At 59.6% G+C, this 15,075-nt stretch carries 9 protein-coding genes and 3 pseudogenes; 3 read left to right on the top strand and 9 right to left on the bottom strand.

Translation table 11 applies throughout. The features are described from left to right. Positions 1-37: 37 nt before the first annotated feature. The 4 genes and pseudogenes from FZ934_RS22010 to FZ934_RS21995 form a co-directional block, all read right to left on the bottom strand. Positions 38-862, bottom strand: coding sequence for an ABC transporter permease (locus FZ934_RS22010; RefSeq protein WP_153273987.1), 825 nt, complete (start codon positions 860-862; stop codon positions 38-40). Beyond that, positions 862-1,751: pseudogene (locus FZ934_RS22005) on the bottom strand (ABC transporter permease). Before FZ934_RS22005 ends, FZ934_RS22010 begins: the two are co-directional and overlap by 1 nt. Beyond that, on the bottom strand, positions 1,751-2,896 hold the full coding sequence (locus FZ934_RS22000) for an extracellular solute-binding protein (protein WP_153273005.1): 1,146 nt from the start codon (positions 2,894-2,896) through the stop codon (positions 1,751-1,753). The pseudogene FZ934_RS22005 and the gene FZ934_RS22000 overlap by 1 nt, the downstream one beginning before the upstream one ends. 129 nt (positions 2,897-3,025) lie before the next feature. After that, positions 3,026-3,991 (bottom strand): GGDEF domain-containing protein, encoded by a 966-nt coding sequence (locus tag FZ934_RS21995; RefSeq protein ID WP_246738017.1) that lies wholly within the window; start codon positions 3,989-3,991, stop codon positions 3,026-3,028. Positions 3,992-5,024: 1,033 nt separating this feature from the next. Between FZ934_RS21995 and FZ934_RS21990 the strand changes: the two genes are divergently transcribed. Continuing rightward, positions 5,025-6,323: an alpha/beta fold hydrolase gene (locus FZ934_RS21990; RefSeq protein WP_153273003.1), complete on the top strand. Its 1,299-nt coding sequence runs from the start codon at positions 5,025-5,027 to the stop codon at positions 6,321-6,323. A gap of 94 nt (positions 6,324-6,417) precedes the next feature. On the opposite strand, the pseudogene FZ934_RS21985 reads toward FZ934_RS21990, so the two are convergent. The 5 genes and pseudogenes from FZ934_RS21985 to FZ934_RS21965 all read right to left on the bottom strand — a co-directional run. Further along, positions 6,418-7,491, bottom strand: a pseudogene (locus FZ934_RS21985) (ABC transporter ATP-binding protein); the annotation flags it as partial. Between the two features lie 9 nt (positions 7,492-7,500). Continuing rightward, positions 7,501-9,431, bottom strand: a pseudogene (locus tag FZ934_RS21980) (glycoside hydrolase family 127 protein). Between the two features lie 29 nt (positions 9,432-9,460). Beyond that, positions 9,461-10,327 (bottom strand): carbohydrate ABC transporter permease, encoded by an 867-nt coding sequence (locus FZ934_RS21975; protein WP_153273002.1) that lies wholly within the window; start codon positions 10,325-10,327, stop codon positions 9,461-9,463. Next, a complete protein-coding gene (locus tag FZ934_RS21970) occupies positions 10,327-11,223 on the bottom strand; it encodes a carbohydrate ABC transporter permease (protein WP_432443655.1) in 897 nt (298 codons plus the stop codon). The genes FZ934_RS21975 and FZ934_RS21970 overlap by 1 nt, the downstream gene beginning before the upstream one ends. A gap of 103 nt (positions 11,224-11,326) precedes the next feature. After that, positions 11,327-12,571 carry an ABC transporter substrate-binding protein gene (locus FZ934_RS21965; RefSeq protein ID WP_153273000.1) on the bottom strand — a complete coding sequence of 415 codons (1,245 nt, stop codon included), beginning with the start codon at positions 12,569-12,571 and terminating at the stop codon, positions 11,327-11,329. A 180-nt stretch (positions 12,572-12,751) separates the two neighbouring features. On the opposite strand from FZ934_RS21965, the gene FZ934_RS21960 reads away from it, so the two are divergent. Further along, the gene (locus FZ934_RS21960) at positions 12,752-13,747 is read left to right on the top strand and encodes a LacI family DNA-binding transcriptional regulator (RefSeq protein WP_153272999.1); all 996 of its coding nucleotides are present in this window, start codon (positions 12,752-12,754) and stop codon (positions 13,745-13,747) included. A 261-nt stretch (positions 13,748-14,008) separates the two neighbouring features. Then, positions 14,009-15,034, top strand: a complete 1,026-nt coding sequence (locus tag FZ934_RS21955; protein WP_153272998.1) for a hypothetical protein — start codon at positions 14,009-14,011, stop codon at positions 15,032-15,034. Positions 15,035-15,075 lie beyond the last annotated feature (41 nt).

Raw genomic sequence — 15,075 nt, 5'->3', positions numbered from 1 at the left:
GTGGAGCCCTTCCTGGCGTCATTCGCCGTAATGAACATCATGCTCCCAGCCCCTTCGCGAAGGTTCCGGTTCCGACCACTCTGCGAGCGAACATGAGTGCGACGAAAGACGGCACCCACAGCATGACGGAGAGCACTGCACCGTATTGAACGACGATCTGATTGTTGATGAACGTGACCATCAGAACCGGCATAGTGCGGATCTCAGGCGCTCCGATCAGCCAGGCCCCTTCCGTTTCATAGAAGGTGCCGACAAATGTCAGCAACACGGCGGCAACGATCGTCGGCGCCGCCTGCGGCAATGTGATCGACCAGAAGACACGCAACGGGGACGCGCCCGCGTCGCGCGCCGCCTCTTCCATCCGCCGATCGACGTTCTGGAACGCCGCGACCGGTATCCAGATCATCAGCATCAGCGTACCGACCAACTGAATGAGGACCACGCCCCAAAACGTGCTGATGAGCCCTATCTGCAGAAAGATGCCGGCGATAGCGACGAGCAGACCGAACTTCGGGAAAGCGTGGGACGCAAGGAACGACAGAAAGAGGACGTTCCTGCCCGGAAACTTCATGCGCGCGAAGGCGTAGGCGGCCGGAAGACAAATGATCGCCGAAAGAACAGTCACTGTGGTCGCGAGGCGCAGACTGAGGAAAAGCGCGTCCCAGACATCTTTCCGCGACAGCGTCAGCGACCAGTAGCGGAGTCCGAACTGCTGCGGGATCACTGCGGGGTAGCGCCAGACCTCGCTGAAGGCCCAGGTGCCGACGACGACAAGCGGCAGGGCGATGAAAAGCGTCAACAGCAGTGCCAGCAGGACGCCGATCCAATCCGCCTCGGCAACGGCCACGTTTAGAGGCTTCATCATTTGCCTCCCCTGTTTCGAGCAATGGAGCGAACATAGAAGATTCCGAACACGAGGCAGAAGCCGAAGGCGATGACCGCCTGCGTCAAGGCATTGGTGGGATCGTTCATGTCGGAGAAGGTGCGCTGCATGAATGGCCCATCATTTCCGGCGAGGCCGGTCCGAGCAGGTAGGGCAAGGTGAATGACGAGAAGATGCCAAGGATCGCGAAGGACGTCGTCACCAGCAGGGAATTTCCCATTCGCGGAAGAATGATAGACAGGAAGACGCGCAGCGGCGAGGCACCGACATCGCGCGCCGCTTCGATGGAGCTCTTAGGAATGCTTCCCAGTCCGGCCGTGAGCATCAGGACGGTCAGAGGCAGGTTGTCCCAGACCAAGCCGATGACCGGCCCCCACGGCGTCAAATAGGGTGATGGCAGCTTCGGCAGGCCAACGGCATTCAACAGCACGTCCACCGCACCGTTCGGCCCGATTGTGCGGATCAGCGCATAGGACAGGATGATCGACGGCACGAACATCGGGAAGATCGCCAGTCCCTGCACATAAGCCGACAGCGGGCCGCGAGAAAATCGTAGGTAGAGAGCGATTGGAAGCCCGGTTGCCAGAAGCAGCACGCCGCAGATCAACGTGGTCCAGAGCGTGATCCAGAGATTGGTGCGGCTGTACTGGTCACTGAAGAAGAAGTGATAGGAGGCGAAGGATAGCGCCGAGGTGCCATCAGGCTGGGCGATAAATACCGTGCTCGTCACCGCCGAGAAGATTGGATAGATGATCAGCCAGGCCAGCAGCAGAACAGGCAGGGCAACCAACGGAAGCCCTACCCAACCTTTGTTGCTAGCCGGCGCGGAATGCCGCACCGGCAGCGGAAGTGTTATTGCCCTGCGCATCAGGTGCGGCTGATGCCCGGTGCGACGTTGCGGTACCAACCGTCGTTGATGGTGGTTTCCCAATCGCCGCCCGGGAAGGTCGGGATCGTGGCTGGGATGACATCGGCATACTTCTGGCGCAGCTCGTCGGAGATGTGATCCCACGAGATTCCAGGGAAGCCGCCGATTTCCGTGATGATTGCTTCCTGCATTTCCTTAGTCAGCAGGAAGGCCGCGAGCTTCATCGCCGCATCCTTGTTGGCGCCATTCGAGAACACCGTCATGCGCGAGAAGCCGCCGCAGAGTGCCAGGTCGCCAAGCTGGACAAGACCCGTGGTCTCAGGAAGAACGCCCTGCGAGATCGCCTGCAAGACCTGGTCGGACCATACTGGTGTCATCGTCACGACGCCCTGCGCGAGTAGCTGGATCGACTGCGTATTGCCAGCCGTATAGGCGCCCTTTTCGTAGAGCGACGGCGCGAGATCATTCAGCAACGCCCAGGCCGGCGTCAGTGCCTGATTGGCATAATCAGCCGTGAAGTTGTCGATCGTGAATTTCTTCGGGTCGCGACCATTGGCTTCGTGAATGGCACGACGAACGAAGTTGCCACCCGAACCGCCCTTGTCTGGACGGTTGTAAATGAACTGGCCCGGATTGGCCTTGATCCAGGCCGTCAGCTGTTCCCAGCTCTTGGGCGCATCCTTCGAATCCAGCTTGGTCTTGTCGTAGGCCAGCAGCACCTGCGATCCGCGATAGGGAAGCGAGTACTTGCTATCGACCGCCAGCGGATTGACGTGGTCGAATCCTTCAATGTTCTGCGCCGAGAATTCGACCCACAGGCCGGCTTCCGCGCCTGCCGGCGGGAGGCGAGGATCGAAATGCTCGAAGATATCAGCCTGCGGATTTGTGTTCGTCTTCAACGCAGCCAGGGCGCGGTCTGCAATCGCGCGCAAACCGGTATTGTCGCCTGCATCGGTGATCTTCACCGCGAGATCCGGATGGACCTTCTCGAAGGCCGGACGGACGGTATTGTTCCAGAAGTCGATGATGTTCGCGTCCGATCCGCTGTAGAGATCGATCGTCGCTGTCGCGGCCGATGCGAGGCGCGGAAGCATCAGCATACCTGCTGCGGCAGTGGTGGTGACGAGGAAATCGCGTCTGTTCATAGCCTTCTCCATTGGCTCGGATGTAGAAGGCCGTGCTATCCTCCATGCGTAACAGACTCATGACAATGGAGTTATTTCAGAAAAGAATTGCACAGCTGTGCATTCGGCTTCACATGGAGATTTGCGGCGTTACGCGGCACTCAGGGAGTTCGATTGTGGGCGGAACAGGACGAAACGATTGCGCCCTTGCGTCTTCGCCTCGTACATGGCCTTGTCCGCTTCCTCGTAGAGGACGCCGGAACTGATCCCCGGCAACCTATGGGCGACGCCGATCGACGCGCCAATGGATGCCCCCTCGCCCAATTGCCAGTTGAGAGCGCCGACGATCCGGCCAGCGATCTGCTCGATGTGTTTCGCCGCACTACCGCTATAGATCACTGCGAACTCGTCGCCCCCGATTCTGGCCACGAGATCGGCGCCTTCCGCGGCACTGCTGAGGCGAGCCGCTGCATCGATCAGGCAAAGATCACCCTGCTTGTGGCCGAGCGTGTCGTTGACGTTCTTGAAGCCATCCAGATCCACCAGCAGAAGGGCGGTGTCGGATCCCACGTCGCACAACTGGTCAAGCCGTTCATGGAACTTGAACCTGTTGTGCAGTCCGGTCAGATGGTCGAATTCGGCTCTGCGGCGGATTTCGCGCATCATGATCATCTCAGCCGTGACGTCTTGCTTGAGGCCGAAGATGCGCACCGGCGCACCGTTTTCACATTCGACGGAGGCGGTGATCCTCACCCAGCGGCGGTTGCCTTTATGCGTCACGATCTCGGCATCGAGCGAGAAGCCGCCGCGCTGCTCGATCGCGGCGGACCGAAGCCGATGAAGCTCACTCATCGTTTCAGGCGAATAGAGCGCCACGATCTCGTCGCGCACCAGTGGCGTGTTCGGCGGCAGGTCGAAAATTTCGTAGACCATGTCGGTCCAGTAGAGCTTCTCGTCGGCGAGCGTGCACTCCCAGACGCCGATCCGTGCCGCCCGTGAGCAGTGATCGAACACCTTTTGCAGATGTTTGACGTCTCCGGAACGGTCCATCGTTCCGAGGCCAGAAGGAGCCCTGCGGCGCGCAAATTTTTCTATCAGGGACGACAGCACCATCATGTTCCTCCATCCCGACATCTCATCATCGCGAGCGTTGCACGATTTCATTGACGCGAGGTTTACTGCACGCCGACACGCAGCAGAATCATTCCACGCGCGGCAACTGCCTGTGGACAGTGTTTGGCCTCTGCCTGATGAGCGAAAGAAGGGCGCACGTCCGCTCATGGGCATGGGGTATATTAGTATCAACCAAATTAAGGATGAGATCACGTGTCAGCGGCATGTTATCATACGCGCATGCCGGGGTGGCGCCGTGGCGTCAACATCACAACCAACCTGGCCGGCCCGCCGCGTAGACGTCCGCGACGGGCCTTAAGTGTGTTGTTCATCAGGCAGTGGGGGATGTAATGCCGACGGTTTCCGTATTGCTCGCTCTATGTGCTTTTTTCACCAGCTGCCTGTCTGCCCATTGCGGATGGGAAGCACTTCGCGAGGGCGCTGGCCCTCGATGGTCGGAGGGCGTGGCGTCCTTTGAACCGGCGGACCCGGTTCTGGCGGAAGCCGGCTGGATGGGCGCTACGCTGAGTTACAGCGAGCGAGCATCGGAACCCCGCAGGAAGGCGATTTTCTGGGCGGTGATTTGTGCCGTGCTGAGCTTGTCCAGTGTTCTGCTCGGCATAATCGGCATACTTACCGACGTTTGCTGATCCGCCACTCGCGCAAGAACCTGTCGGCGGTGAGGTCGACCACGCTGCGGAGCTTCGCTTGGAGACGCTCCACGAACCGTTCTGGCGCCTACCTAATACCTACTGTATCACTTTCGAAACAATTCGTATATACCTGATATTACGATGCAATTTTGTGTATTGTTACGACTCATCACTCCGTCAGTAAAGCCGGGAAATAGGCGCCATCTGACGGCAGTGCACCAATTACCTTAAAAACGTTCTTTAAATTATTGAACAATATCGTAAATATTCGATATTGACGTTGAGATTCGTAACATTCTCTGACGCAGCGCCATTCGGGACTTGATACCTGCGGACCTCAGTTGTAGCCCAGTTAAGGACACAACAATCTCCAGGATTTCATCATGCTCGTCAGCGAATACACGATCCCCGGCGTCCACGTCCGTGACCATCTCGTCGACGTGCCGCTCGACTGGAAGAAGCCGGACAGCCCAACGATCAAGGTGTTTGCGCGCGAGGTCTGCGACCCCACCCGCAAGAAGGAACCGCTGCCCGTGCTGCTGTTCCTCCAGGGCGGCCCAGGCGGCAAGTCGCCGCGTCCCGTGGGCGGAGGTCCGTCGTGGCTCGGCGAAGCGCTCAAGAATTACCGTGTTGTTCTGCTCGACCAGCGTGGCACGGGCAGAAGCACCCGTATCGAGAGCGCCACAATGGCGGCATTTGCCGATGGAAATGCTGGAGCTCGCTATCTCAGTCATTTCCGCGCCGACAGCATCGTTGCCGATTGCGAACATATCAGGAAGACCGTCTTTGGCGGCGCGCGTTGGGAGACGCTCGGCCAGAGCTATGGCGGCTTCCTGACGCTGACCTATCTGTCGCGGGCTCCCGAGGGGTTGGCGGCCTGCTATGTGACGGGTGGGCTTGCGGGACTTTCAGCGAGCGCGGACGACGTATACAGACGGACCTATCCGCGTGTTGCTGCCAAGAACCGTGAATACTACAAGCGATACCCTGCCGATCGCGACCGCATTGGCCGGATCGCGGACAAGATCGCGGCGGAGGATGTCCGCCTGCCCGATGGCGACCGGTTGACGATCCGCAGATTGCAAACCGTCGGCATCGATTTCGGCATGGCGCCGGGATATGAGAATATCCACTGGCTGATCGACGAGGCATTCTCCGACCACGAGGAAACACGCTTCTCCGACGCTTTCCTGGCATCGGTCATGTCCCTCACATCGTACGATGGCAACCCGATGTTCGCCGCCCTGCAGGAAAGCATCTACGGCCAAGGCTCTGGAGCAACCGGCTGGGCCGCTGAACGGGTAAGGCCCGAATTCTCGGAATTTGGCGAGGGAAGCCGACCGCTGCTCCTGACCGGCGAAATGATGTACCCATGGATGTTCGAGGAAATCCGCTCGCTGCGGCCGTTCCGCGATGCGGTCGATGCACTTGCCCGCTACGACCAGTTCGAGCCGCTCTACGATCCCGCAAGACTTGCATCGAGCGAAATCCCCGTGGCTGCCGCCGTCTACTTCGACGATATGTATGTCGATGCCGAACTGTCGCTGGCAACCGCGAAGGATGTGGGCAACGTTCAGGCTTGGGTGACCAACGAGTTCGAGCATGACGGCGTACGCCAGTCCTCGACCGTCTTCTCCCGCCTCCGCCAGATGGTGCGCGAGCGTGGCGGTCCATTGAGCTAGCAGCCCAAATGGTAGTTCTGGTCGACGACCGTGCCGGCCAGAACGCTTCTACCTGTGCATTCCTGACGCCATCAGGACGAGAGTGAACGGCCCCGGCCGGATCGAAAAGATGCATGCGGTTCATGTTGAAGGAAAGCGGCATGCGCGAACCCGGACGCGGCTCACTTTCCGGATCGACATTGGCACAGAGGCTGACCGGCCCGATATTGAAGTAGATCATTGTTTCTGGCCCGAGCGGTTCCACGAGATCGATGTTCGCCTCGATCGTTTCAAAGCCGGGTTTCGGCGTCAGGCTCGATATCGATTCAGGCCGGATACCGAAAACGACTGGCTTGGCGGCATGCGGCCTGTATTCGGCGGTCCGGGATGCGGGAACGGCTAGCCGGCTGCCATCGTCGAGAACGACAACCAAGCCATCTCCAACGCTCTCAAGTTTTGCATTCAGGAAGTTCATCGACGGCGAGCCGATGAAGCCCGCCACGAACTGACTGACCGGACGATGGTATAGCTCCTGCGGCGGCCCCGCCTGTTCGATGATGCCGCCGTTCATGACAACGACACGATCGGCCATCGTCATCGCCTCGACCTGGTCATGGGTGACATAAACAGTCGTCGTCGGCAGCAATTGATGCAAGCGCTTGATCTCGGTGCGCATCTGGACGCGCAGCTTGGCGTCGAGATTGGAAAGCGGCTCGTCGAACAGGAAGACCTTCGGGTTGCGTACAATGGCACGCCCCATCGCGACACGCTGACGCTGCCCGCCTGAAAGCTGACCGGGGCGCCGCGACAGGAGTTCGGTGATATGCAGCGTCTCGGCGGCGCGGGTGATGCGTTCGTCGATTTGCGCTTTCGGCAGCTTCTGCTGCTCCAGGCAGAAGGAGATGTTCTCCCTCACGCTCATGTGCGGATAGAGCGCATAGTTCTGGAATACCATGGCAATATCGCGCTTGCCGGGCCCCAGCCGATTGACGACCTGATCGCCGATGACGATGTCGCCACGGGTGATATGTTCCAGACCGGCGATCATGCGCAGCGTCGTCGACTTGCCGCAGCCGGACGGACCGACGAAGACGACAAACTCGTTATCCTCGATCGTAAGGTTGATGCCGCGCACGGCTTCGTAGATGCCGTAAGATTTGACCACGTTGCGAAGTTCAAGGCGAGCCATCGTATTCCCCTACTTCTCGTGCAGCCAGACGGCCATCGCGCCCGGCTCTCGGTTTGCCAGAGGTGGTACGGGATCGCCTTGAAGCGCGTCGGCTTCAACGCCGGCGGTTGCGTGCGATAGAGCGTCTCCTGCCAGTCGGATGCATCTGCTTCGAGTGCATCACCTTCAAGGATGGTCGCCCCACCAAGCAGTGTCTCGTCGAAGCTTACGGCGATCTCGCCTTGCGCCGGCAGCCTCAGCCGTTGCGGTTCGGTGCCAAGATCGGCTTCCTCCACGCAGAAGATCACCGGCCCGCGCCGAAGCGCAAAGCGGCCATTGTCTTCGGTCGCCGCAGGATGTGCATAGAGGCGGTCGACCGGCATGTCGAAAGCCAGTCTGACCGTATCGCCGTCCTTCCATTCCCGTTCGATCGCCGCGTAGCCCTTGGTGACATCGAGCTTGGTGGCGTCGCCGTTGACAAAGATACGAGCATCGCGGCACCAGCCCGGAATACGAAGCCGCAAGGTGAAGCGCTTTGCCTGGTCGAGGCCAAGCGAGATTGCGACGTCGCCGTTCCACGGATATTGGCTCTTCTGCCGCAGGCGCAGGAAGGCGTTGCCAACGGAAAGCTCGGCCGTGTTCTCACCGTAGAGATGGATCGCCACCTCTTCGGCCTTGATGGAATAGAAATACTGGCCGAGCGACGTGATGAACCGGGCGATATTGGTCGGGCAGCAAGGGCAATAGTGCCACTTCCAGCGGCGGTTCTGCCCATGGCTCTCGAGGACGTTCTCGTAGAAGTAATGTTCGCCGTCGCGCGAAATTCCGGAAAGGGCGCCGTTATAAAGCACCGTCTCGAGCTTGTCGGTGAATTTGCTGTCGAGCTCGATCTGGGCCATGCGGTGGCTGAAGAAGCCGAGCGCAACCGCCGCACAGGTCTCGGCATAAGCGGTCTCGTTCGGCAGATCGTATTCGCGCGTGAAGCCTTCGTTGGAGGCCGATGGGCCAAGGCCGCCGGTGACGTAAAGCTGGCGCCCGACCAGATTGTCGAACAGTCGGTCACAGGCGCTCTTCAGGCTTTCATCGTCGTTCTCGAAAGCGAGATCCGCCATGGCGGAGAACAGGTACATGGCGCGCACGGCATGACCGACCACCTGGGTCTGTTCCCGCACCGGCATGTGGGCCTGGCTGTAGGCATAGGTCTGGAAGACGTAGCTTGCGGGATCCTCGCCACGCTTGCGCGCTTCTTCGTCGTAATAGGAAGGCATCTGGCCGCGCTCGTCGACAAAGTAGGTCGCCAGCTTCAGGTGGCGTGGATCCCTAGTCACGCGGTAGAGCTTGACGAGCGCGAGCTCGATTTCTTCGTGCGCGTCGTAGCCGCGAAGCTTGCCCGGCTCGCGGCCGAAGGTATCGATTATATGATCGACAGCACGGATCATCACGTCGAGGAAGCGGCGCTTTCCTGTCGCTTCGAAATAGGCCACGGCTCCTTCCAGCAGATGGCCCATCGAATACATCTCGTGAAGGTCACGCAGGTTGGTCCAACGGTTCTCCGGCTCACGGCGGATGAACCAGCTGTTCAGATAACCATCAGCCATCTGACCGTGTTCGAGTTTCTCGACGATCGCATCGATCTTTGCCTCGACATCAGGGTTGGGATTGTTCTTCAACGTGTAGCTGGCGGCCTCGATCCACTTGCCGAAATCGGAATCGAAGAAGTGCTGCATCGATAGGCCGCTCGGCTGGATCGGGCGGGCGAGCGGGCCGGCAGGCTTGTCGAAATCGAGAACCTCCAGGAAGCCTTCCTCGTCCAGCCGCATGTGCTGGGTCGGAATGGTGACGTCGCGGACGGTGTCCGTCCAGCTTTTCCAGAAACCGCCGTCGAAGGTGACGCGGGCGTGGTCGGCCGGAACGTAGCGGTCGATCGGCAACCGCGGCTGTGCTTTCTGGGCATTAGACATGAAGACTCCTTGAGCGGACGGGCCGCTTCTCATTTCACGGCGCCGGCCGTCAGGCCGCGCACATAGTAGCGTTGCAGAAGAAGAAACAGGATGATGCAGGGGATCATGGTGACCGCGATGCCGGCCTGCAATGCGCCCCAATCGATGATGCCGTAGAGACCAGACGACACGTTCACCAGCATGATAGGCAGGGTGAACTTGTTCTGATCCGACAGGAAGATGAGTGCTGCTAAGAACTCGTTCCACGAATTCAGGAAGGCGAACATCGCCACCGTCGCTACGCCAGGCAAGGCGATCGGCAACATGATGCGCCGCAGGATCGTCGCTTGTGAGGCGCCGTCGATGCGCGCGGCCTCGATCAGCGCCTTGGGCACGGCATCAAACGCATTGCGCATCATGAAGACCGAAAACGGCAGCTGGAACGTGACGTAGATCAGGACCAGCCCGAACAGGCTGTTCTGCAGGCTGAGCATCTTCAGGATGAGGAACAGCGGCGTCAGGATCGACTGAAACGGGATCATCATCGTCGCCATGATCAGGACGAACAGCATCGACTGACCGGGGAACTTGAACTTGGAGAAGCCGTAGCCGGCAGGCACCGAGACGATGATTGTCAGCAGCACCGTCCCGACCGCGATCAGCACCGAGTTGCCCGCATAGATGTACCATCCGGCACCGACATTCTCGAGGCGGCGGTAATTTTCCAGCGAGAAGGTCTTCGAAAACAGCGCTGCCGGATTGGCGAGCGCTTCCGCGGCTGGCTTGAACGAATTCGCCAGCGACCAGACGATCGGCATGATGAAGAAGATCGCAAACAGGATCGATGCGAGCAGGAACAGCAGATAGCCGGTGTGGCCGCCGCGCGGATTGCTGCTCGGAGTGGATTGGGAGGTCATCAGCCTTCCTCCGCGCGTTCGCGCAACAGCACGAATTGAATGGCACTAATGGCAACCAGAACGATCAGCAGCGCAAAGGAGAGTGCAGAGCCGTAACCGAGCCGATAGGACGAGAAGGACGCGAGGTAGATCGAGAACACGGCCGAGATCGTGCTATTTTCGGGGCCACCTTGCGTGATGATGAAGAACTGGTCGAAGGCGAGCATCGACGAGGTGACGTTGAGAACCAGGGCCAGCACAAGGGAATTGCGCATCAATGGCAGCGTGATCCGGCGAAAGCGGCTGAAGACGCTGGCGCCATCGATCTTGGCAGCCTCGATCACGTCGTTGGAAATACCCTGCAGACCGGTCAGCAGAATGACCATGGTGAAGCCGGCGGTCTTCCAGACGACCATCAGAATGATCACGGCGAGCGCCGGCCAGAAGCTTTCAAGCGGCCGGGGTGCCGCGCTGATCAGGCCGATGCCGCGCAGGACTTGGGCAAAGACGCCGCTGTCGGGGTTGAGCAGCCACATCCAGAGCGTGGACGCGGCGCCGAAGCCGATGACAACAGGCATGAAGAAGATCGTACGGAAGAAGCCGGCGGATCGCAGCGGGCGGTCGACGATCAGCGCCAAGGGGAAGGCTACGGCAAAGATCGCGGCCGTGACCAACACCGTGTAAAGCATGGTGAAGCCCAGCGAGTGCCAAAGCTGCATATCGCCAAGGAGTTCACCGTAGTTGGCAAAACCGATGAATTTCTTCCGGCCGAGCAAGGGCCAATTGTAGAAGCTCATCCATATCGTCATGGCGAGCGGAACAAGAAACAGAACCAGGATGAACAGGAAGCCGGGCAGGATGAATGCCAGTCCGAGCCAGCCCTGCGGCTCCGGTTCGCCGGAGATCGGCTGTTTCATATCCTTTGTCGGGGTATCGACCACTATCATTCCTCGAAGAGCTCGAAAATGCGCATCAGCGATTGGACAGGTGCGGGGCAGAGGACTGCCCCGCACTCAGCCGTTACGGATTGGTGCGGTCGAGAATCTTGGTGAAGTCGTCCTGCGCCTTCTTGATCGATCCATCGATGTCATCGCCGAAGATCGTGCCCTGGATCAGGTTGAGGAACGGGCCCGTGCGGCTGACGAACAACTCATCGGACGAGAACGTGTAAGGCGTGCGGGCCTTTGCCAGGATGTCATAGGCAATGAGGTTGCGCTGATCGAATTTCGCGTAGGCTTCCTTGGCGAGGTCCGTGCGCGACGGCATGCCGGATTCCTGTGTGATATAGACCTGCTGCTCGGGCTCCATGTAGAATTTAACGAAGTCGAGGGCGACCTTCTTCTTTTCCTCGCTGAGACCCTTGATGAGCGCCAGCGTATCGCCGCCGGCAAAGCTCGACGCGCCGCCCTTCGGGCCGGGGATCGGAGCAACCGCGAACTTGACATCGGGATACTTGCTGGTCAGCAAGTTGACGATGTACGAGCCGGTCATGAGGATGCCGACCTTGCCCGATGCGAAGGCCTCAACCGCATTGTTGCCGTTGCCCGAACGCGAGGTCGGGTGGATGGCGCCGGACTTCCACATGTCGCGATAAGCCGCAACGGTATCGCGCAACGCCGGCGTATCGACGGTCGCGGTGCGCCCGTCATCGCTCAGCACATCCGCGCTGGCGGCCCAGAGATGCGGCAGGAAGTCGTAGATCAGCCAGCTGCCGGAATTGGCGACGAAATAAAAGCCGTAGGTTTCCTTGTCCAACGCATGGATTTTCTTGGCGTCTGCGGCAATCTCTTCGAGTGAGGCCGGCGCCTTGTCGGGATCGAGACCCGCCTTCTTGAAGAGGTCCGTGTTGTAGGCAATGATTGAAGCGTCGGGCAATGCAGGGACGCCGTACACCTTGCCGTCATAGGTGGCCAGACGAATATGTGAGGGGCTCAGCGCGTCAGCATATGGAAGGCCCTTCACAAAATCGCTGATATCTTCAAGGCTGTCGTTTGCGGCAAAGGTCGGGAGATAGATGAGATCGAGGACCGCGCCATCTGGCGCTGCGCCACCGGCAATCGCGGCGCCGAGCTTCGGCACCATCTGTTCAGCGGTGATCTGGGTGACGTTGACCTTATCGGAATGGGCGGCGTTGTATTTTTCAGCAAGCCCCTGGAGCACTGCCCCCGATGACGTACGCACCCATAGCGTGATTTCTTCAGCGCCGGCGAGAGAAGTGCTCGCCAACAGAGCAACAGCTGCAATCGTAGTTCTTAGACGGTACATGCGGGTTCCCCTTCTCTTATTCGAGGCTCCAGGACCTCAAGACGAAGGCAACGTTAGATGAGAAAATATTCCATGTCGACATAGCCACAACGCAAACGGAACGACTTTTTGATAAAACCTTTTATCTCCTGTATTTTTTCTGTTAAAAGGTTTTATCAAGCACATTAGGAGAGAGCGAGTTTGAGCGATTCAGACCATGGGCGCAGGACAATTCGCGACGTGGCGAAAGCTGCGGGTGTCAGTATTTCGACAGCCTCGAACGCTCTGAACGGGACTGGGCGGACGAACGCCGAGACGCGCGAAAAGGTCAAACGGATCGCCGACGAACTTGGCTTCCGGCCAAATGCACTCGCGCGTGGGTTGCTGACAAAGCGCAGCCATGCCATCGGGATGCTGACGAACGATACCTATGGTCGACTGACGCTCCCAATGGCGGCGGGCGTGTCCGAAATCCTCGTCGACCATGGCGTATCGCTCTTCCTCTGCGCGACCAACAACGACCCGCGGCTCGCCAAACTCCATCTCGATGCCCTGCTGGACCGTCAGGTCGACGGGATCATCTTCACCGCCACGCGGATCGATCTCGAGCCGCCGCCCGAACTCCTGAAACTCCGGATTCCGGTTATCTACGCATTCGCGCAGGGACCTGCCGACAGCGTGAGCTTCCATCCCGATGATGCCCAGGGCGCACGCATCGCCGTGCAACATCTCCAGGCCCTCGGCAGGTCACGTATCCTCCACATCACCGGCGAGCAGAACTACCTCGCCGCCCGCCTCCGTGCGGACGCCTATCGGGAACTTGTGGGCTCCTCCGGCCAAGTGATGTTCGGTGAGTGGTCCGAAGAATGGGGACACTCCGCAATCGATGAGGTCTACTCCCAATCAGGCCCGAAGCCTGACGCGATTTTCTGTGGCAGCGACGAGATCGCGCGCGGCGTCATCGATGCGCTTCGCGATCGAGGGATCTCGATCCCCGACGACGTCGCAGTCGTCGGGTTCGACAACTGGGAAGTCGTCTCCAAGCAGACGCGCCCCCCGCTGACGACGATCGACATGGAGCTCAAGGAGCTCGGTCACCGCGCGGGCTTGGCGATCCTTGGCCTTTCCCGCGGGGAGAAGCTCGAGCCGGGCGTCGAACGGCTGCCGTGCGGCCTTGTCGTCCGAGGGTCCGCCTAAGACAGGCCGTCAAAAGACATGTGGACAGCTCAAGGATGTCGTCCTAAAATATACGCGCAGAAGGGGCCATCCAACCTTGAAGGTTGTCGATGCCATAAAGGCCCTCAGACGCCGCGGTGACACACCGCCGCTCAGCATCGGTACAGGAAGTTCGAAGTCTCCAAGTTCCTCGGCGGGTTCACCGCCGTTTGATGCGCATGACTGTAAAAGCTCAGAGCATAAAGATCATTGTCTTTGAAACGGTCGTAGAGGGAGGCGCTTATGCCTGGGACAATTACCGTTTGGGAAAAAGACCCCGCACTGGTCGGCAGGTTTACCACCGCACCAATACCTGATGTCGCGAAGTTGCCTTTGGCCTTCAATTTTCCCGCCGCTCGTCCCTATAGCAACGATAGGAACACCGAGGACTTCCGCTATTGGAATGCCGCCTCGACTTTGCGAAGAGCTGCCGACTTCTGGGCGGCGAGCAGCACGCCGCCGGTAGAGTGGAACGGGATGGCAGTTCTCGACGTGTATCTCGACCGCGGCGTGGCGCTGCAATCCAAGTATGACGGACAGTCGCTCAGCTTCTATCACGGCTCGCCTGTCGGGCATCCAGAGGTGGTCGTCTACTCCGGGGAAAGCCCCGACCTGCTCTGCCATGAACTCGGCCACGCCATATTGGATGCGCTCCGCCCGGATTTGTTCGACCGGGGCTTCCTGGAGACGGACGCGTTTCATGAATCGTTCGGAGACATGAGCGCCATACTCTGCGCGATGCAGCTTCCGACATTCTGCGCTGCCGTGCTTCAGGAAACCGCCGGTCAGAATTTCTGGAGCGATTCCAGCCTCTCGCGTGTCGCGCAACAGTTTGGCGCCGCTCTGCGCATGGAGGACCCGAAGCAGGCCGATGCCGATTGCCTTCGCAACGCCTGGAACGACCACCTCTACGAGGATCCGGCTGGTCTGAACAACACCGGCCCGGCAACCGAGGTCGCTGCAAATCCGCATTCCTTCTCCCGGGTCTTCACCGGCGCCTTCTTCGAAATCCTCGCTGGCATGCTGGCGATCAGGGTCGGAAACAAGGCAGCCAAGCCTGAAGACTTGCAGCAGGTCAGCTGTGATATGCGCGACATCCTCGTCGAGGCACTTGGCAATGCCCCGTTCGGCGAGCACTTCTATGAAACGATCGCGGCGGCGATGGTGACAACGAGTCTCGGCCCTGGCTCCGGCCGCGGCCCCGCGGTGCAGACGCTGTTCGAGACCGTGTTCGTCCGCCGAAAAATCATTGCGCCCGCGATCGTCTGACGAGGCGTTCGTCGGCGTGCCCGAACCCAGACCGAGAGAGG

Source organism: Rhizobium grahamii (assembly GCF_009498215.1).
In the GTDB taxonomy this organism is placed as follows: Bacteria; Pseudomonadota; Alphaproteobacteria; order Rhizobiales; family Rhizobiaceae; genus Rhizobium; species Rhizobium grahamii_A.
The sequence above is the reverse complement of the archived record's forward strand: the minus strand, read 5'-3'. Positions and strand labels throughout refer to the sequence as shown.